This window comes from Phaeovulum molybdatiresistens (assembly GCF_023544865.1).
GTDB lineage: Bacteria > Pseudomonadota > Alphaproteobacteria > Rhodobacterales > Rhodobacteraceae > Pontitalea.
Genome location: NZ_JAMJFX010000005.1, coordinates 141,680 through 159,257, shown reverse-complemented (window position 1 = coordinate 159,257; position 17,578 = coordinate 141,680). Strand labels below are relative to the sequence as shown.

Genomic DNA, 17,578 nt, shown 5'->3' with positions numbered 1-17,578 from the left:
GTCGAGCTGATCGCCCCGATCGCGATGGAAGAAAAACTGCGCTTCGCCATCCGCGAAGGCGGCCGCACCGTCGGCGCCGGCGTCGTGTCGAAAATCATCAAGTGATGGCGCGGACGGGCCATGTGGCCTGTCCTTGCTAGGAAATGGATTGGTGCGCCGAAAGGCGCGCCAATTGCTCTTGACAGGCCGGGCAATGCGCCGTAGGACGCGCGCCTGATCTCCAAGAGATTGCGGTTCGATGCAGGCGTCGCATGCGGCGGTGTCTGCCTCTCAACCTGAAAAGCCCTGCGAAAAGGGAATACCATGACTGGTCAAAACATTCGCATCCGGCTCAAGGCGTTCGATTACCGCGTGCTGGACGCCAGCACCCAGGAAATCGTGAACACCGCCAAGCGCACCGGTGCACAGGTTCGCGGCCCGATTCCGCTGCCGAACAAGATCGAGAAATTCACCGTTCTGCGTGGCCCGCACATCGACAAGAAGTCGCGCGACCAGTGGGAGATCCGTACGCACAAGCGTCTTCTCGACATCGTCGATCCGACCCCGCAAACCGTGGACGCGCTGATGAAGCTCGACCTGGCCGCCGGTGTCGACGTCGAGATCAAGGTCTGAGGAGGGGCTCATGCGTTCTGGTGTTATCGCCAAGAAGCTGGGCATGACCCGGCTGTTCCTTGAAGACGGCAAGCAGGTTCCTGTGACCGTTCTTCAGCTCGACAATCTGCAGGTCGTCGCGCAGCGCACCGCCGACAAGGATGGCTACACCGCCGTCCAGCTGGGCGCGGGCAATGCCAAGGCCAAGCGCACCACCGCCGCCCTGCGCGGCCATTTCGCCAAGGCGAACGTGGCCCCCAAGCGCAAGGTTGCGGAATTCCGCGTGTCGCCGGAAAACCTGATCGAAGTTGGCGCCGAGATCTCGGCCGAACACTACAATGCCGGTCAGTTCGTCGATATCGCCGGCACCTCGATCGGTAAGGGCTTCGCGGGCGTCATGAAGCGGCACAACTTCGGCGGTCTGCGGGCCTCGCACGGTGTGTCGATTTCGCACCGTTCGCACGGTTCGACCGGCCAGTGCCAGGACCCGGGCAAGGTGTTCAAGGGCAAGAAGATGGCTGGCCATCTGGGCGCCGTGCGTGTCACCACCCAGAACATCCAGGTCGTCAAGACCGATGCCGACCGTGGCCTGATCCTGGTCAAGGGCTCGGTTCCGGGCGCCAAGGGCGGCTGGGTCACGATCAAGGATGCGGTCAAGAAGCCGCTGCCGAAGGACGTTCCGATGCCTGCGGCCCTGAAGGGTTCGGCCTCGGCTGCTCCGGCGGAAGAAGTTGCCGCCGAAGGGGGTGAAGCATGAAACTCGATGTGATCAAGCTCGACGCCGGCAAGGCCGGTTCGATCGAACTGTCGGATGACATCTTCGGGCTGGAGCCGCGCGCGGACATCCTGCACCGCGTCGTGCGCTGGCAGCGTGCGAAGGCGCAGCAGGGCACCCACTCGGTTCTGACCAAGTCGGAAGTGTCCTACTCGACCAAGAAGATCTACCGCCAGAAGGGCACCGGTGGCGCACGTCACGGGTCCAAGAAGGCGCCGATCTTCCGTCACGGTGGTGTCTACAAGGGCCCGACCCCGCGCAGCCACGCCCACGACCTGCCCAAGAAGTTCCGGGCGCTGGGTCTGAAGCATGCGCTGTCGTCGAAGGCCGCGACCGGCAACCTGGTCGTTCTGGAAGACGTCGCGATGCCCGAAGCCAAGACCGCGATCCTTGCCAAAGCCGCGAAGGAACTGGGCTGGAAGCGCGTCCTGATCATCGACGGGGCCGACGTGAACGAGAACTTCGCCCGTGCCGCGCGCAACATCGAAGGCATCGATATCCTGCCGTCGATGGGCGCCAACGTCTATGACATCCTGAAGCGTGACACGCTGGTGATCACGAAGGCGGGTGTCGAAGCTCTGGAGGCTCGTCTGAAATGAGCGCGAAAGCTGAACATTACGACGTGATCGTCAAGCCGATCATCACCGAAAAGGCCACGATGGCGTCCGAAAACGGCGCGGTGGTGTTCCAGGTGGCGAAGGATGCCAACAAGCCGCAGATCAAGGAAGCGGTTGAGGCCCTGTTCGGCGTCAAGGTGAAGGCGGTCAACACCACCATCACCAAGGGCAAGGTCAAGCGCTTCCGCGGCCAGCTGGGCACGCGCAGCGACGTGAAAAAGGCCTATGTCACGCTGGAAGACGGAAACACTATCGACGTCTCCACCGGCCTCTGATAGAAGCCAAACGAATCTCGCGGCCCCGGGTTCCGGGGCCGTTGAGTTTTATGTTTCCGGGCAACCGGACGACATGAGCGGGGCGGCGCAAGCAACCCCATACGAAACGGACCTATGGTCCAAAGCAACGGAAGACAGAGAGCATGGCACTCAAGTCGTATAAGCCGACGACGCCTGGCCAGCGTGGGCTGGTTCTGATCGACCGTTCGGAGCTTTGGAAAGGCCGCCCCGTCAAAGCCCTCACTGAGGGTCTGACCAAGACGGGTGGCCGGAACAATACCGGGCGCGTCACCATGTGGCACAAGGGCGGTGGGGCGAAGCGCCTGTACCGCATCGTTGATTTCAAACGCCGCAAGTTCGATGTGGCCGCTACGGTCGAGCGGATCGAATACGATCCCAACCGCACCGCGTTCATCGCGCTGGTCAAATATGAAGATGGCGAGCAGGCCTATATCCTGGCTCCCCAGCGTCTTGCGGTTGGTGACAAGGTCGTCGCTGGCGCCAAGTGCGACATCAAGCCGGGCAACGCGATGCCGTTCTCGGGCATGCCGATCGGGACGATCGTCCACAACGTCGAGCTGAAGCCCGGCAAGGGCGGGCAGCTGGCGCGCGCCGCTGGCACCTATGCCCAGTTTGTCGGCCGCGATGGTGGCTACGCCCAGATCCGCCTGTCCTCGGGCGAGCTGCGCATGGTGCGTCAGGAATGCATGGCGACGGTGGGTGCGGTGTCGAATGCCGATCACTCGAACCAAAACCTCGGCAAGGCTGGCCGCAAGCGTCACATGGGCGTGCGTCCGACCGTTCGCGGTGTTGCCATGAACCCGATCGACCACCCGCACGGCGGTGGTGAGGGCCGGACCTCGGGTGGTCGTCACCCGGTGACGCCCTGGGGCAAGGGCACCAAGGGCAATCGGACCCGCAAGAACAAGTCGACGGACAAGTACATCGTCCGGTCGCGTCACGCTAAGAAGGGTCGTTAAGATATGGCACGTTCTGTTTGGAAAGGCCCTTTCGTTGACGCCTATCTGCTGAAGAAAGCGGAAAAAGCGCGCGCGTCGGGCAAAAGCGAAGTGATCAAGATCTGGTCGCGTCGTTCCACCATCCTGCCGCAGTTCGTCGGCCTCACCTTTGGGGTCTACAACGGTCAGAAACACATCCCGGTCAACGTGACCGAAGAGATGATCGGTCAGAAGTTCGGTGAATATTCGCCGACCCGGACCTATTACGGTCACGCTGCCGACAAGAAAGCCAAGAGGAAGTAAGCGCCATGGGTAAGGAACAGAATCCGCGCCGCGTGGCGGATAACGAGGCGATGGCGAAGACGCGCATGCTTCGCACCTCGCCGCAGAAACTCAACCTCGTTGCCGCGCTGATCCGTGGCAAGAAGGTCGACAAGGCTTTGGCCGATCTGACCTTTTCGAAGAAGCGGATCGCAGGCGATGTCAAGAAGTGCCTGCAGTCGGCAATCGCCAATGCGGAAAACAACCACGGTCTGGATGTCGACAACCTGGTGGTTGCGGAAGCCTGGGTCGGCAAGAACCTGGTGATGAAGCGCGGCCGTCCGCGGGCGCGTGGCCGGTTCGGCAAGATCATGAAGCCGTTTTCGGAAATCACCATCAAGGTGCGTCAAGTCGAGGAGCGTGCGTAATGGGACAGAAGGTTAACCCCATTGGGATGCGTCTCCAGGTCAACCGCACCTGGGACAGCCGCTGGTTCGCCGAATCGAAAGACTACGGCAACCTGCTCCTTGAAGACCTCAAGATGCGTGATTTCATTCACGAAGAGGCCAAGCAGGCCGGCATCAGCCGCGTGATCATCGAGCGTCCGCACAAGAAGTGCCGCGTGACCATTCATGCCGCGCGTCCGGGTGTGATCATCGGCAAGAAGGGCGCCGATATCGAAACCCTGCGCAAGAAGTTGGCGAACTTCACCAAATCGGAACTGCACCTGAACATCGTTGAGGTCCGCAAGCCCGAACTGGACGCCCAGCTGGTGGCCGAATCGATCGCGCAGCAGCTTGAGCGCCGCGTGTCCTTCCGTCGCGCCATGAAGCGTGCGGTTCAGAACGCGATGCGCATGGGTGCGCTTGGCATTCGTGTGAACGTTGCGGGCCGTCTGGGTGGCGCGGAAATCGCGCGTACCGAGTGGTATCGTGAAGGTCGCGTGCCGCTGCACACGCTGCGCGCCGACATCGATTACGCGCTGGACGAAGCCTCGACCCCCTATGGGATCATCGGGGTGAAAGTCTGGATCTTCAAAGGCGAGATCATGGAACATGATCCGCAAGCGCGCGACCGCAAGGCTGCCGAGGCCCAAGAAGGCCCGGCTCCGCGTGGCCCGCGCCGTGACGCCCGCTGAGGAGTAACAAAAGATGCTGCAACCGAAACGGACCAAGTTCCGCAAACAGCACAAGGGCCGCATTCACGGCGAAGCCAAAGGCGGCTTCAACCTGAACTTCGGGTCCTTTGCCCTCAAGGCGACCGAGCCTGAGCGCGTCACCGCGCGGCAGATCGAAGCGGCCCGCCGCGCGATCACCCGCCACATGAAGCGTCAGGGCCGGGTCTGGATCCGGGTGTTCCCGGATGTGCCGGTGTCCTCGAAACCCACCGAAGTCCGGATGGGTAAAGGTAAGGGCTCGGTCGATTTCTGGGCGGCTAAGGTCAAGCCGGGCCGAATCATGTTCGAGATCGACGGTGTCGCCGAATCCATCGCACGCGAAGCGCTGCGCCTTGGTGCGAACAAGCTGCCGGTCATGACGCGTATCGTCGCGCGCGAAGACTGGTAAGCAGACGCAAATGTACGCATTCCCCTGGGGACACCCCCGGGGGAATGCTTTTTCTTCCGGCTTGCCATTGCCAGCATGGAAAGCCGGTGATATACCGCGCCGATCCTGGAGACGGGATCGACATAACCCATCAGATTCAGGGTCACCCGCGAGGGGCCCTCTGATGCAAGAAAGGACCTGGGATGAACGCCCAAGAACTCAAGGCGAAGACGCCTGACCAGCTTCGTGACGAACTGGTCGCCCTGAAGAAGGAAGCCTTCAATCTTCGCTTCCAGCAGGCCACGGGTCAGCTTGAGAACACCGCCCGCATGCGTGCCGTTCGTCGTGACGTCGCCCGCATCAAGACGGTGCTGAACCAAAAAGCCGCTGAAGCCGCGAACTGAGGAGTTTCCCAGAATGCCCAAACGTATCCTGCAAGGCACCGTGACCTCGGACAAGAACGATCAAACGATCACGGTTCTTGTCGAACGCCGCTTCAAGCACCCGCTGCTGCAGAAAACCGTTCGTAAGTCCAAGAAATACCGGGCTCACGACGCCAACAACCAATTCAAGGTCGGCGATGCCGTTCGTATCGAGGAATGCGCGCCTATTTCGAAGACGAAACGCTGGACGGTTGTCGTCGAGGCCTGAGGCCCCGCGTCATCCGACAGTTTGTCGAAACCCTGGGGCCCTGACTGCATCAGGCGTCCCCAAAGGTCGGGAGAAACCAAATGATCCAGATGCAGACCAATCTGGATGTTGCTGACAACTCCGGCGCTCGCCGGGTGCAGTGCATCAAGGTCCTGGGTGGTTCGCACCGTCGCTATGCGTCGGTGGGCGACATCATTGTCGTTTCCGTTAAGGAAGCCATCCCGCGCGGCCGCGTGAAGAAAGGTGACGTCCGCAAGGCCGTCGTCGTGCGCACCGCCAAAGAAGTCCGTCGTGAAGACGGCACGTCGATCCGTTTCGACCGTAACGCCGCCGTCATCCTGAACAACCAGGGCGAACCGGTCGGCACCCGTATCTTCGGGCCGGTCGTGCGCGAGTTGCGCGCCAAGAACTTCATGAAGATCATCTCGCTCGCTCCGGAGGTGCTGTGATGGCTGCGAAGCTTCGCAAGGGCGACAAGGTCGTCGTGCTCGCCGGCAAGGACAAGGGCAAGCAGGGTGAGATCACCACTGTTCTCCCGCAAGAGAACAAGGCGATCGTCGATGGCGTGAACATGGCCATCCGTCACCAGCGTCAGACGCAGACCGTACAGGGCGGCCGCGTGGCGAAAGCCATGCCGATCGACCTGTCGAACCTTGCGCTGATGGACAAGGAAGGCAAGGCCACCCGCGTCGGCTTCCGCATGGAAGACGGCAAGAAGGTGCGTTTCGCCAAGACCACCGGGGAGGCCATCTGATGCTGGACCAAGCCACCTATACGCCGCGCCTGAAGGCGGTCTACAAGGATCAGATCCGGGCCGCGATGAAGGAAGAATTCGGCTACAAGAACGACATGCAGATCCCGCGTCTGGACAAGATCGTCCTGAACATGGGTGTCGGCGAAGCCGTGAAAGACACCAAGAAGGTCAAGCAGGCCGCCGAGGAGCTTTCGCAGATCGCCGGTCAGAAGGCCGTAATCACCAAGGCCAAGAAGTCGATCGCCGGCTTCCGCGTCCGTGAAGAAATGCCGCTGGGCTGCAAGGTCACGCTGCGCGGTGACCGGATGTATGAATTCCTCGATCGCCTGATCAACATCGCGCTGCCGCGCGTCCGCGACTTCCGCGGCGTCAAGGGCACCTCGTTCGATGGTCGTGGCAACTACGCGATGGGCCTGAAAGAGCAAATCGTGTTCCCGGAAATCGACTTCGACAAGGTCGATGAGGTTCTGGGCATGGACATCATCATCTGCACCACCGCTTCGAAAGACGCGGAAGCGAAGGCGCTGTTGAAGCATTTCAACATGCCGTTCAACAGCTGATCGCGGGAGAGAAGATATGGCAAAAGTCTCTATGGTCGAGCGCGAGAAGAAGCGCGCCAAACTGGTCAAGCAATACGCTGCCAAGCGCGCCGCGCTGAAGGAAGTGGTTGCCGACCAGTCCCGCCCGATGGAAGAGCGTTTCAAGGCGTCTCTGAAGCTCGCGGAACTTCCCCGTAACTCGTCGGCGACCCGGCTGCACAACCGTTGCCAGCTGACCGGCCGTCCCCACGCTTACTACCGTAAGCTCAAACTCTCGCGGATCATGCTGCGCGAACTGGCCTCGTTCGGCCAGATCCCCGGCATGGTGAAGTCGAGCTGGTAAGGAGATCGGGATATGTCGATGAACGATCCTCTCGGCGATATGCTGACCCGCATCCGCAACGCGCAGATGCGCGGCAAGTCCACTGTCCGTACGCCGGCGTCCAAGCTGCGCGCCTGGGTCCTGGATGTGCTGGCTTCGGAAGGCTATATTCGCGGGTATGAAAAGGTGACCGGGGCTGACGGCCATCCGGCGCTGGAAATCAGCCTGAAGTATTTCGAGGGCACCCCGGTGATCCGCGAACTCAAGCGCGTGTCGACCCCCGGCCGCCGCGTTTATGCTTCGGTCAAGGAAATTCCCTCGGTCCGCAACGGCCTTGGCGTTTCCATCGTCTCCACGCCGAAAGGCGTCATGTCGGACGCGGCTGCACGCACTGCCAATGTCGGCGGTGAAGTGCTCTGCACCGTGTTCTAAGGAGGGCAGGATGTCTCGGATTGGGAAGAAGCCCGTTGAACTGCCGAACGGCGTGACCGCCACGGTGTCCGGTCAGACGGTTGAAGTGAAGGGCCCGAAAGGGACCCGTTCGTTCACCGCGACCGACGACGTGACCATCGCGCTGGATGGCAATGTGGTCACCGTCACGCCGCGTGGCACTTCGAAGCGGGCCCGCCAGCAGTGGGGCATGGCCCGCTCGATGGTGGAGAACCTGGCAACCGGCGTTTCGCAGGGTTTCAAGAAAGAGCTTGAGATCCAGGGCGTTGGTTACCGTGCCGCGATGCAGGGCAACGTGCTGAAACTGTCGCTGGGCTATAGCCACGAAGTGAACTTCGAGGTTCCGGCTGGTGTGACCGTTACGGCACCGAAGCAGACCGAAATCGTTGTGGAAGGGATCGACCAGCAGCTTGTTGGTCAGGTCGCCGCGAACATCCGCGATTGGAAGCGCCCCGAGCCCTATAAGGGCAAAGGGATCCGCTACAAGGGCGAGTTCGTCTTCCGCAAGGAAGGCAAGAAGAAGTAAGGGGCGCAAAAATGGCGAACAACAAACGAGAGCTGTTCCTCAAGCGCCGCCTGCGCGTACGGAACAAGTTGCGGGCGATGGCCAATGGCCGTCTTCGCCTGTCTGTCCATCGGTCTTCGAAGAACATCAGCGTTCAGCTGATCGACGACGTCAAGGGCGTGACCCTTGCCGCGGCCTCGACCCTCGAAAAGGATCTGGGCGTCGTTGGCAAGAACAACGTCGAAGCAGCTGCCAAGGTGGGTGCGGCAATTGCCCAACGCGCCAAGAAGGCTGGTATCGAAGAGTGCTACTTTGACCGTGGCGGTTTCCTCTTTCATGGGAAGATCAAGGCTTTGGCCGATGCTGCCCGTGAAGGCGGCCTGAAGTTCTAAGGAGACGAAAATGGCAGAACGTGAACAACGCCGGGATCGTCGCGAGGACCGTCGCGAACGTGAGGAAACCCCGGAATTCGCCGATCGTCTCGTGGCGATCAACCGCGTGTCGAAAACCGTGAAGGGCGGCAAACGCTTTGGCTTTGCAGCGCTTGTGGTTGTCGGCGACCAGCGCGGGCGTGTGGGCTTCGGCAAGGGCAAGGCGAAGGAAGTGCCCGAGGCGATCCGCAAGGCGACCGAACAGGCCAAGCGCAGCTTGGTCCGTGTGCCGCTGCGCGATGGCCGCACCCTGCATCACGACATCGAGGGCCGTCATGGCGCTGGCAAGGTCGTGATGCGGACCGCGGTTCCCGGGACCGGGATCATCGCCGGTGGTCCGATGCGCGCCGTGTTCGAGATGCTGGGTGTTCAGGACGTCGTGGCGAAATCGCTCGGCTCGCAGAACCCCTACAACATGATCCGCGCCACCATCGACGGTTTGAAAAAGGAAGCCAGCCCCCGCAACGTCGCGCAGCGTCGTGGCAAGAAGGTCGCTGACATCCTGGGCAAGACCGCCGAAACGGCAGAAGCGTAAGGAGCTGAGGGCATGGCCAAGAAAACCATCGTCGTGAAGCAGATCGCTTCGCCCGCGCGCCGTCCCGCGGTGCAGGCTGCGACCCTGAAGGGTCTGGGTCTGGGCAAAATCAACCGCACCCGCGAGCTGGAGGATACCCCCTCGGTCCGCGGCATGGTTAACAAGATCCCGCATCTTGTTGCCATCGTCGAAGAGCGCGGCTGATCGCGTTGAACAATCAAGGGGCGCGCGGGCTTGATCCGCGCGCCCTTTCCTTTTATTAGACGCGGGTGGAATGCCCTGCGGCTTCCGTAACCAAGAAGAAATGCCGTGTTTGCCCCCTCCGTCGCTGGTGGGGCAGTTCCGGCCAAGGAGTAAGCGACATGAAACTGCATGAACTTCGCGACAACGAAGGCGCCGCCCGCAAGAAAAAGCGCGTTGCGCGCGGCCCGGGTTCGGGCAAGGGCAAGACCGCCGGTCGCGGTATCAAGGGTCAGAAATCCCGTTCGGGCGTGGCCATTGGCGGCTATGAAGGCGGTCAGATGCCGCTGTATCGCCGCCTGCCGAAGCGTGGCTTCACCAAGCCGAATGCCAAGTCCTTCGCGGTGATCAACCTGGGCCTGATTGAGAAATTCATCGCCGAAGGCAAGCTGGACGCGAAGGCCGAGATCAATGAGGACGCGCTGGTTGCCTCGGGTCTGGTGCGTCGCAAGCTGGACGGCGTGCGCGTCCTGGCGAAGGGCGAAATCACCTCGAAAGTCACCCTGAATGTGACCGGTGCATCGAAGGCGGCGATCGAAGCCGTTGAGAAGGCCGGTGGCAAACTGACGGTGGCTGCTGCCGCGGCTGAATAAGCGGTTGTGGGCGGCTCTCGCGCCGCTTACATAGGCAGAAGTTTTCCAAGCGCCGCCGACCGGGAAACGGTTCGGCGGCGCTGACATGAAAGAGACAGGGCAAATGGCATCTGCTGCAGAGCAAATGGCGGCGAACCTCAGCTGGGGCGCCCTTGGCAAGGCGACCGAGCTTCGCCAGCGAATCTTCTTCACGATCGGCTTGCTGATCATCTACCGGCTGGGAACCTATATCCCGGTGCCGGGGATCGATGCCGCCGCATTGCGAGAATTCATGGATGGCGCTGCGGCGGGGCTGGGGGGCATCCTGTCGATGTTCACCGGTGGTGCGCTTGGCCGGATGGGCATCTTCGCCCTTGGCATCATGCCCTATATCTCGGCCTCGATCATCGTTCAGTTGCTGACGGCCATGGTTCCCGCGCTGGAGCAACTGAAAAAGGAAGGCGAGCAGGGTCGCAAGAAGATCAACCAGATCACCCGCTATGGCACCGTGGCGCTGGCGCTGTTCCAGGCCTGGGGCCTTGCGGTCAGCCTTGAGGCGGGCGATCTCGCGCATGATCCTGGCATGTTCTTCAAGATGTCTGTGGTGATCACGCTGGTCGGCGGCACGATGTTCCTGATGTGGCTGGGCGAACAGATCACCGCCCGCGGCATCGGTAACGGGATTTCGCTGATTATCTTTGTGGGCATCGTCGCCGAAATTCCCGCCGCGCTGGCGCAGTTCTTTGCGCAAGGCCGCGCCGGTGCGATCTCGACCCCGGTGATCCTGGGCGTGATCGTCATGGTCGTCGCCGTGATCGGGTTTGTCGTGTTCATGGAACGCGCGCTGCGCAAGATCCACATTCAATATCCCCGGCGCCAGGTCGGGATGAAGATCTATGACGGCGGGTCCAGCCACCTGCCGATCAAGGTGAACCCCGCAGGCGTGATTCCGGCGATCTTTGCTTCGTCGCTGCTGCTGCTGCCCACGACGATCTCGACCTTCTCGGGCGCGCAGACGGGGCCGGTGATGTCCACGATCCTGGCCTATTTCGGGCCGGGTCAGCCGCTTTACCTGCTGTTCTTCACGGCGATGATCGTGTTCTTCGCCTATTTCTACACGGCGAACGTGTCTTTCAAATCTGATGAGGTCGCGGACAACCTCAAGAATCAGGGCGGGTTCATCCCGGGCATTCGTCCCGGCAAAAAAACCGAGGATTACCTTGATTATGTCGTGGCCCGCATTCTGGTGCTGGGGTCGGCCTATCTTGCGGCCGTCTGTCTGCTGCCCGAAATCCTGCGCGCGCAACTGGCGATCCCGTTCTATTTCGGCGGCACGTCGGTGCTGATCGTGGTGTCGGTGACGATGGACACGATCAATCAGGTGCAGTCGCACCTGCTGGCGCATCAGTACGAAGGGCTGATCGAGAAATCGCAACTTCGCGGCAAGAAGAAGTCTGGGGCAAAGAAAGCCCCGGCGCGTCGCTGATTCCGAAGGAAAGGGTCGTCGATGACCAACATCATTCTTCTGGGGCCGCCCGGCGCCGGCAAGGGCACGCAGGCGCGCAAACTGGTGGAAGAGCGGGGGATGATCCAGCTGTCCACCGGCGACATGCTGCGCGAGGCGATGGCCGCGGGCACCGAGATGGGCAAACGTGTCGCCGATGTCATGAGCCGGGGCGAGTTGGTTACCGATGAAATCGTCATCGGCCTGATCGAGGAAAAGATGGCCGGTGCTGATGGCGCGGGCTTCATCTTCGACGGCTTCCCCCGGACACTGCCGCAGGCCGATGCGCTTGGGAAATTGCTGGCGCGCAAGGGGCAAAAGCTTGATGCCGTGATCGAGATGCGGGTGGATGATGCGGCGCTTGTCGCGCGGATCACCGGCCGCTTCACCTGCGGCAATTGCGGCGAGGTGTATCACGATGTGACCAAGCCCACCGCCAAGCCCGGCGTCTGTGATTGCTGTGGGTCCACCGAACTGAAGCGGCGGGCCGATGACAATGAAGACAGTCTGAAGCAGCGCTTGATGGAATATTACAAGAAGACCTCGCCGCTGATCGGCTATTACTATGCCCTCGGCGACCTTTTCACGGTTGATGGACTTGCCGAGATCGGCGATGTCGCGGCCGAGATTTCGCGAATCCTGGATCAGGGGGACGCGTAAGCCGGGATGGTCTTGACCTTGGGGTGAAATCCCTCTAGGTCACGGCGTCTCGGAAGAGAATCGCGTTGGATTACGGGTTTTCCCGCCCGCCCGCGCGAAGAGCGGCCCGAAGCCATGCTGTCGGGCCTTCTGTTGTGAAAAAAGGTTCTGGGGTTACGGAACCGCAACGAAAAGGAATATACGCGTGGCACGTATTGCTGGCGTCAACATCCCGACGGGGAAACGCGTCCCCATCGCCCTGACCTACATCACCGGGATCGGGTCCCACGTCGCAGAACAGATCTGTGAAGCCGTAGGCATCGACCGCACCCGTCGCGTGAATGAGCTTTCGGATGCCGAAGTGCTTGCGATCCGCGAACATATCGACGCCAACTACACCGTCGAAGGCGACCTGCGCCGCGAAACGCAGATGAACATCAAGCGCCTGATGGACCTTGGCTGCTACCGTGGCCTGCGTCACCGCCGCAACCTGCCCGTCCGCGGTCAGCGGACCCACACCAACGCCCGCACCCGCAAGGGCCCGGCGAAGCCGATCGCCGGCAAGAAGAAGTAAGGGGAGGGTTGAGATATGGCTCGTGACAAGACCCGCATGAAGCGTAAGGAACGCAAGAACATCGCCACCGGCGTCGTTCATGTGAACTCTTCCTTCAACAACACCAAGATCCTGATCTCTGACGTTCAGGGCAACGCCATTTCCTGGTCGTCCTCGGGCACCATGGGCTTCAAGGGTTCGCGCAAGTCGACCCCCTATGCCGCCCAGATGGCCGCCGAAGACGCTGCCCGCAAGGCGCAGGAACACGGCATGAAGACCGTTGAGGTCGAGGTCCAGGGCCCCGGTTCGGGGCGTGAAAGCGCCCTGCGCGCGCTGGCGGCTGTCGGCCTCAGCATCACCTCGATCCGTGACGTGACGCCGATCGCGCACAACGGCTGCCGGCCGCCCAAGCGCCGCCGCGTCTGACAAACCGTTTCAGCCCCGGGCCGCGCCTTTCGCGCGGCCCGGGGTCTATTGGCATTTTTCCCTCGGGAGTCCCCAGCTTACGGACATGGGCTTGGGACAAGAATGGAGGCGAACGCATGATCCACAAGAATTGGTCCGAGCTGATCAAGCCGGCGCAGCTTGACGTGAAGCCGGGTTCCGACCCGCACCGTCAGGCCACCGTCGTCGCTGAACCGCTGGAACGCGGCTTTGGCTTGACGCTGGGCAACGCGCTGCGCCGCGTGCTGATGAGCTCGCTGCAGGGCGCGGCCATCACCTCGGTGCAGATCGACAACGTGCTGCACGAATTTTCCAGCGTCGCCGGCGTGCGTGAGGATGTCACCGACATCGTCCTGAACCTGAAGGGCGTTGCGCTGAAGATGGAAGTCGAAGGGCCCAAGCGCCTGTCGATCTCGGCCAAGGGGCCGGGCGTCGTCACTGCGGGCGACATTTCCGAATCGAACGGTATCGAGGTTCTGAACAAGGACCACGTGATCTGCCACCTCGACGAGGGCGCCGATTTCTTCTGCGAACTGACGGTCAACACCGGCAAGGGCTATGTCGCTGCCGACAAGAACCGCCCCGAAGATGCGCCCATCGGCCTGATCCCGATCGACGCGATCTATTCGCCGGTGAAAAAGGTCAGCTACGAAGTGCAGCCCACCCGCGAAGGTCAGGTGCTGGACTATGACAAGCTGACGATGAAGGTGGAAACCGACGGTTCGCTGACCCCGGAAGACGCCGTGGCCTATGCCGCGCGTATCCTTCAGGACCAGCTGTCGATCTTCGTCAACTTCGACGAGCCTGAAGCCGCCGGCAAGGGCGAGGCCGAAGAGGGACTGGAGTTCAATCCGCTGCTGCTCAAGAAGGTCGACGAACTGGAACTGTCGGTCCGTTCGGCCAACTGCCTCAAGAACGACAACATCGTCTACATCGGCGACCTCATCCAGAAGACCGAGGCCGAGATGCTGCGCACGCCGAACTTCGGCCGCAAGTCGCTCAACGAGATCAAGGAAGTGCTCTCGGGCATGGGTCTGCACCTTGGCATGGAAGTCGAGGATTGGCCGCCAGAGAACATCGAAGATCTGGCCAAGCGCTTCGAAGACCAGTTCTGATTGACAATTGCGGGGGCGGTCGGCTAGACGGCCCCCCAAAATGCCCGGAATGCCGGGGAACCCTGGGCATGGTGCCCCAACGACGCAGGCCCAACGCAGGCCCGCAACACAAAGCAAAACGCGACTAGGAGAATACCATGCGTCACGCTCGCGGTTATCGCCGCCTGAACCGTACCCACGAACACCGCAAGGCGCTGTTCGCCAACATGTCTGGCTCGCTCATCGAGCATGAGCAGATCAAGACCACCCTGCCCAAGGCCAAGGAACTGCGCCCGATCATCGAAAAGCTGATCACGCTGGCCAAGCGCGGCGACCTGCATGCCCGCCGTCAGGCAGCGGCACAGCTGAAGCAGGATCAGTATGTGGCCAAGCTGTTCGAAATTCTCGGCCCGCGCTACAAGGAACGTCAGGGCGGCTACGTCCGCATTCTGAAGGCCGGTTTCCGCTACGGCGACATGGCTCCGATGGCGATCATCGAATTCGTCGATCGTGATCGTGATGCCAAGGGTGCCGCCGACAAGGCCCGCCTTGAGGCCGAAGCTGCCGCCGAGTAAGTCAGGCTTCTACAGTTGCTTTGGAAACCCGCCCCTTGGGCGGGTTTTTTCTTTGGTGGCTACGGCAGGAAATTGCCGTTACGTCAGCCAAATCTTTGACATTGACGGGTTTCATGCGAACCTGTCTAAAAAGACATGTCCATTCAAAGCAGAATCGATTTGAAGCTGAAGGAACTGGCCCAACTCGCGCCGCGCGGGTATTCCGTTGGGCTTCATATCCGTTTCACAGCGCCCTTGATGATGTTCCAGACCTATGACCGGGCCTGGCTTGACCATTACACTGAGAATGGTTTTGTTCTGCGTGATCCGATGGTGGCCTGGGGCTTTTCCAGCACGGGCGCCTGCCGTTGGGATGATTCCGCCCTACCGGATCCGTTCCACCTGTTCCGCGAGGCGCGGAAGTACGGTCTGAATTATGGCGTCACGATTTCCTGCGGACCGATCCGGTCGCGCACGATCGCTAGCTTCGCCCATGGCGAGCGGAACTTTACAGACGCCGAGATCGAACGCCTGTCCGCGATTGTGTGGGAATTGCACACCATGACCGAACCGCCGGATGAACTTACGCCCGCACAGGTCGAGGCGTTGAAATGTATCGCGGGGGGCGACCGCCACGCGGCGGCGGCGGCGAAGCTGGGCATCTCCGAAAGTGCGCTGAAGGCGCGGCTGATTTCGGCCCGCGAACGGCTGATGGCGCGCACGACGGCAGAAGCGATCCAGCGCGCCAAGGATTACAGGCTGCTCTGAAACCCGGTTCCCTCCGCCAGGATTGACTTGACCACCAACCCTGCAGGAGGCTGACATGCAGACCACTACCCTTGCTTTCGACAACATCCACAACCATGGGGAGCTTTTCGCGAACATGCTTCGCGCGCGGCGCGAGCTGTTCATCGTGCATAACAAATGGAACCTGCCCGAAGCCCTGGGCATGGAATATGACCAATACGACACCCCGGCCAGCCGTTGGGTCGTGGTGCACGATGAATTCGGGCGCGTTCTGGCCGGAAACCGGCTGACGCCCACCACCACGAAATGTGGGATCTACACCTACATGATCCGCGATGCGCAACGCGGCCTGCTGGAGACAATTCCGTCAAACCTTCTGTATGACGAAGCGCCGGTTGCCGAACATGTCTGGGAAAGCTCGCGCCTGTTCGTGGCCCATGATGTGCCCGCCGCGCTGCGCCGCCGGGTGCATGCCAAGCTGGTGATGGAACTGGGCAATGCCGCGCGCCGCCTGGGGGCGACCTCATGCCTGACGCTGCTGAATGCCAACTGGCCGCGTTGGGCCGGGCGCGTGGGGGTTCACATGACCGCAATGGGGCCGGTCATGAACATCGACGGCATTGACAATCAGGTCGTGTCCATGGACTTTTCGCAGAACCTGCATTGAGACCAAGTGCCTTTGGCGTCACCGGTTTTTCGGTGGCGCCGCTGGCGATTGCTCAATTCAAGGTTGACGCGTCCCGAAGCAAACAGTCTAAAAGTATAATGATGGTGAGCAAAGAGATCAGCGCGCTCCTGGAGGAGTTGGATGCGATGGCGCCCTGCGGCTATTCCGCTGGGCTGCATATCCGTTTTGCCACACCGCTTCTGTTCCAAAGTTCTTATCCACAGGCTTGGCAGAAGCACTATAGCGACAACGCCTATTATCTGCGCGATCCGGTGGTGTTCTGGGGGATCGGCATCGCCGGCACCACACGCTGGAGCGCGATCCCCATGCCAGACCCCTTCAGTGTGATGAAGCAGGCGGCCGGGTTCGGTTTGAAATACGGCGCCACCTGTTCCTATGGCCCGATCACGTCGCGTTCGATCGTCGGCATCGCCCGGTCCGACCGCGAATTCACGGATGAGGAACTGGAAAAGCTCTCAGACATTACTGCGCGGCTGCACATCGCGGCCAAGCCGCCGTCTGAACTGACCGAGGCGCAGATCGAGGCTTTGAAATGTATTGCGAACGGGGACCGTCACACCGCTGCCGCCGCCAAGCTTGGGATTTCTGAAAGTGCTTTCAAGGCTAGATTGAAGTCTGCCCGCATCCGCCTGGAAGCGCGCACCACGTCCGAAGCGGTGCGGAAGGCGCGGGAATACCGGATGCTTTAGCGGTGTGGCGCCTCGTCTGAACGGTTTTTCAACCCCCAGAAGGAGGCACTACGATGGAAGTCACAACCCTTTCCTACACCAACCTGCACAACCATGGCGAGCTGTTCGCGAACATGTTTCGCGCGCGTCACCGCACCTTCATCCAGCAGGCGAAATGGGATCTGCCCGAAGCCGACGGGATGGAGTTCGACCAGTATGACACCCCCGCCAGCCGCTGGGTTGCGGTGCATGACCGGGGCGAGGTCCTGGCCGGCGTGCGCCTGACGCCCACCACCCACCGCTGTGGGATCTATTCCTACATGATCCGCGATGCGCAACGCGGCCTTCTGGCGTCGATCCCGTCGAACCTGTTGTTCGACGAGGCCCCGATTGCGCCCCATATCTGGGAAAGCTCGCGAGTTTTTGTGTCCGACCATGTGCCCGCGAACATGCGGCTGCGGGTGCAGATGCAGCTGATCCATGAAATGGTGATCTCGGCGCGCAGCTTTGGCGCCAGCATGGTGCTGGGCCTGATACCGGAACATTCGCCGCGGCTGGCCCGGCGGGTGGGGCTGGATTGCGTGGCGGCCGGGCCGGTGCTGGACATCGACGGATCGCGCAGCATCTGCGTGAACATCAACATGGCCACCAAGATGCACTAAGGCC

Annotated in this window: 32 protein-coding genes; all 32 read left to right on the top strand. The window is 61.3% G+C overall.

Features of this window, described 5'->3' with window-relative positions; genetic code table 11:
* Nucleotides 1-105, top strand: a 105-nt coding sequence (locus MXB90_RS06005; protein ID WP_250042360.1) for an EF-Tu C-terminal domain-related protein, incomplete at its 5' end; no start/stop codon positions are given.
* A gap of 198 nt (nucleotides 106-303) precedes the next feature.
* Nucleotides 304-612 carry a 30S ribosomal protein S10 gene (gene rpsJ, locus MXB90_RS06000; RefSeq protein ID WP_036639457.1) on the top strand — a complete coding sequence of 103 codons (309 nt, stop codon included), beginning with the start codon at nucleotides 304-306 and terminating at the stop codon, nucleotides 610-612.
* Nucleotides 613-622: 10 nt separating this feature from the next.
* A complete protein-coding gene (rplC, locus tag MXB90_RS05995; RefSeq protein WP_250042344.1) occupies nucleotides 623-1,348 on the top strand; it encodes a 50S ribosomal protein L3 in 726 nt (241 codons plus the stop codon).
* Nucleotides 1,345-1,965 (top strand): 50S ribosomal protein L4, encoded by a 621-nt coding sequence (gene rplD / locus MXB90_RS05990; protein ID WP_250042342.1) that lies wholly within the window; start codon nucleotides 1,345-1,347, stop codon nucleotides 1,963-1,965. The genes rplC and rplD overlap by 4 nt, the downstream gene beginning before the upstream one ends.
* Nucleotides 1,962-2,258 carry a 50S ribosomal protein L23 gene (locus MXB90_RS05985; protein ID WP_250042340.1) on the top strand — a complete coding sequence of 99 codons (297 nt, stop codon included), beginning with the start codon at nucleotides 1,962-1,964 and terminating at the stop codon, nucleotides 2,256-2,258. Before rplD ends, MXB90_RS05985 begins: the two co-directional genes overlap by 4 nt.
* Before the next feature lie 143 nt (nucleotides 2,259-2,401).
* Entirely contained in the window at nucleotides 2,402-3,238 is an 837-nt protein-coding gene (rplB, locus tag MXB90_RS05980) for a 50S ribosomal protein L2 (RefSeq protein ID WP_250042338.1), read from the top strand.
* Nucleotides 3,239-3,241: 3 nt separating this feature from the next.
* Nucleotides 3,242-3,520 (top strand): 30S ribosomal protein S19, encoded by a 279-nt coding sequence (rpsS, locus tag MXB90_RS05975; RefSeq protein WP_250042336.1) that lies wholly within the window; start codon nucleotides 3,242-3,244, stop codon nucleotides 3,518-3,520.
* A gap of 5 nt (nucleotides 3,521-3,525) precedes the next feature.
* Nucleotides 3,526-3,906 carry a 50S ribosomal protein L22 gene (rplV, locus tag MXB90_RS05970; protein WP_250042334.1) on the top strand — a complete coding sequence of 127 codons (381 nt, stop codon included), beginning with the start codon at nucleotides 3,526-3,528 and terminating at the stop codon, nucleotides 3,904-3,906.
* Complete coding sequence (rpsC, locus tag MXB90_RS05965) at nucleotides 3,906-4,616, top strand: 30S ribosomal protein S3 (protein WP_250042332.1); 711 nt, start codon at nucleotides 3,906-3,908, stop codon at nucleotides 4,614-4,616. Before rplV ends, rpsC begins: the two co-directional genes overlap by 1 nt.
* 13 nt (nucleotides 4,617-4,629) lie before the next feature.
* Nucleotides 4,630-5,043, top strand: a complete 414-nt coding sequence (gene rplP / locus MXB90_RS05960) for a 50S ribosomal protein L16 (RefSeq protein WP_250042330.1) — start codon at nucleotides 4,630-4,632, stop codon at nucleotides 5,041-5,043.
* A 182-nt stretch (nucleotides 5,044-5,225) separates the two neighbouring features.
* Nucleotides 5,226-5,426, top strand: coding sequence for a 50S ribosomal protein L29 (gene rpmC / locus MXB90_RS05955; RefSeq protein WP_250042327.1), 201 nt, complete (start codon nucleotides 5,226-5,228; stop codon nucleotides 5,424-5,426).
* 13 nt (nucleotides 5,427-5,439) lie between these two features.
* Nucleotides 5,440-5,673, top strand: a complete 234-nt coding sequence (gene rpsQ / locus MXB90_RS05950) for a 30S ribosomal protein S17 (protein WP_250042326.1) — start codon at nucleotides 5,440-5,442, stop codon at nucleotides 5,671-5,673.
* An 80-nt stretch (nucleotides 5,674-5,753) separates the two neighbouring features.
* A complete protein-coding gene (gene rplN, locus MXB90_RS05945; RefSeq protein ID WP_035714274.1) occupies nucleotides 5,754-6,122 on the top strand; it encodes a 50S ribosomal protein L14 in 369 nt (122 codons plus the stop codon).
* Entirely contained in the window at nucleotides 6,122-6,427 is a 306-nt protein-coding gene (gene rplX / locus MXB90_RS05940; RefSeq protein WP_250042324.1) for a 50S ribosomal protein L24, read from the top strand. Before rplN ends, rplX begins: the two co-directional genes overlap by 1 nt.
* Complete coding sequence (gene rplE, locus MXB90_RS05935) at nucleotides 6,427-6,987, top strand: 50S ribosomal protein L5 (RefSeq protein ID WP_250042322.1); 561 nt, start codon at nucleotides 6,427-6,429, stop codon at nucleotides 6,985-6,987. The genes rplX and rplE overlap by 1 nt, the downstream gene beginning before the upstream one ends.
* A gap of 16 nt (nucleotides 6,988-7,003) precedes the next feature.
* Nucleotides 7,004-7,309, top strand: coding sequence for a 30S ribosomal protein S14 (gene rpsN, locus MXB90_RS05930; RefSeq protein WP_250042320.1), 306 nt, complete (start codon nucleotides 7,004-7,006; stop codon nucleotides 7,307-7,309).
* A gap of 12 nt (nucleotides 7,310-7,321) precedes the next feature.
* A complete protein-coding gene (gene rpsH, locus MXB90_RS05925) occupies nucleotides 7,322-7,720 on the top strand; it encodes a 30S ribosomal protein S8 (protein ID WP_250042317.1) in 399 nt (132 codons plus the stop codon).
* Between the two features lie 10 nt (nucleotides 7,721-7,730).
* A complete protein-coding gene (rplF, locus tag MXB90_RS05920; protein WP_250042315.1) occupies nucleotides 7,731-8,264 on the top strand; it encodes a 50S ribosomal protein L6 in 534 nt (177 codons plus the stop codon).
* A gap of 11 nt (nucleotides 8,265-8,275) precedes the next feature.
* Nucleotides 8,276-8,635: a 50S ribosomal protein L18 gene (gene rplR, locus MXB90_RS05915; RefSeq protein ID WP_250042312.1), complete on the top strand. Its 360-nt coding sequence runs from the start codon at nucleotides 8,276-8,278 to the stop codon at nucleotides 8,633-8,635.
* 10 nt (nucleotides 8,636-8,645) lie between these two features.
* Nucleotides 8,646-9,209, top strand: coding sequence for a 30S ribosomal protein S5 (rpsE, locus tag MXB90_RS05910; protein ID WP_250042310.1), 564 nt, complete (start codon nucleotides 8,646-8,648; stop codon nucleotides 9,207-9,209).
* 12 nt (nucleotides 9,210-9,221) lie between these two features.
* Nucleotides 9,222-9,413 carry a 50S ribosomal protein L30 gene (rpmD, locus tag MXB90_RS05905; protein WP_250042308.1) on the top strand — a complete coding sequence of 64 codons (192 nt, stop codon included), beginning with the start codon at nucleotides 9,222-9,224 and terminating at the stop codon, nucleotides 9,411-9,413.
* Between the two features lie 158 nt (nucleotides 9,414-9,571).
* Nucleotides 9,572-10,042 carry a 50S ribosomal protein L15 gene (gene rplO, locus MXB90_RS05900; protein WP_250042306.1) on the top strand — a complete coding sequence of 157 codons (471 nt, stop codon included), beginning with the start codon at nucleotides 9,572-9,574 and terminating at the stop codon, nucleotides 10,040-10,042.
* Nucleotides 10,043-10,145: 103 nt separating this feature from the next.
* Complete coding sequence (secY, locus tag MXB90_RS05895) at nucleotides 10,146-11,507, top strand: preprotein translocase subunit SecY (protein WP_250042305.1); 1,362 nt, start codon at nucleotides 10,146-10,148, stop codon at nucleotides 11,505-11,507.
* 21 nt (nucleotides 11,508-11,528) lie between these two features.
* Nucleotides 11,529-12,185, top strand: coding sequence for an adenylate kinase (locus tag MXB90_RS05890; RefSeq protein WP_250042304.1), 657 nt, complete (start codon nucleotides 11,529-11,531; stop codon nucleotides 12,183-12,185).
* A gap of 184 nt (nucleotides 12,186-12,369) precedes the next feature.
* Nucleotides 12,370-12,738 (top strand): 30S ribosomal protein S13, encoded by a 369-nt coding sequence (gene rpsM, locus MXB90_RS05885; RefSeq protein WP_250042303.1) that lies wholly within the window; start codon nucleotides 12,370-12,372, stop codon nucleotides 12,736-12,738.
* Between the two features lie 15 nt (nucleotides 12,739-12,753).
* Nucleotides 12,754-13,143, top strand: coding sequence for a 30S ribosomal protein S11 (gene rpsK / locus MXB90_RS05880; RefSeq protein ID WP_250042302.1), 390 nt, complete (start codon nucleotides 12,754-12,756; stop codon nucleotides 13,141-13,143).
* Nucleotides 13,144-13,259: 116 nt separating this feature from the next.
* A complete protein-coding gene (locus MXB90_RS05875) occupies nucleotides 13,260-14,276 on the top strand; it encodes a DNA-directed RNA polymerase subunit alpha (RefSeq protein WP_250042300.1) in 1,017 nt (338 codons plus the stop codon).
* A gap of 137 nt (nucleotides 14,277-14,413) precedes the next feature.
* Complete coding sequence (rplQ, locus tag MXB90_RS05870) at nucleotides 14,414-14,830, top strand: 50S ribosomal protein L17 (protein WP_250042298.1); 417 nt, start codon at nucleotides 14,414-14,416, stop codon at nucleotides 14,828-14,830.
* Nucleotides 14,831-14,965: 135 nt separating this feature from the next.
* Nucleotides 14,966-15,577: an autoinducer binding domain-containing protein gene (locus MXB90_RS05865; protein ID WP_250042296.1), complete on the top strand. Its 612-nt coding sequence runs from the start codon at nucleotides 14,966-14,968 to the stop codon at nucleotides 15,575-15,577.
* 55 nt (nucleotides 15,578-15,632) lie between these two features.
* On the top strand, nucleotides 15,633-16,223 hold the full coding sequence (locus MXB90_RS05860; protein WP_250042294.1) for an acyl-homoserine-lactone synthase: 591 nt from the start codon (nucleotides 15,633-15,635) through the stop codon (nucleotides 16,221-16,223).
* A gap of 32 nt (nucleotides 16,224-16,255) precedes the next feature.
* Complete coding sequence (locus MXB90_RS05855) at nucleotides 16,256-16,933, top strand: helix-turn-helix transcriptional regulator (RefSeq protein ID WP_349665898.1); 678 nt, start codon at nucleotides 16,256-16,258, stop codon at nucleotides 16,931-16,933.
* Nucleotides 16,934-16,986: 53 nt separating this feature from the next.
* Nucleotides 16,987-17,574 carry an acyl-homoserine-lactone synthase gene (locus MXB90_RS05850; RefSeq protein ID WP_250042292.1) on the top strand — a complete coding sequence of 196 codons (588 nt, stop codon included), beginning with the start codon at nucleotides 16,987-16,989 and terminating at the stop codon, nucleotides 17,572-17,574.
* Nucleotides 17,575-17,578: the final 4 nt, after the last annotated feature.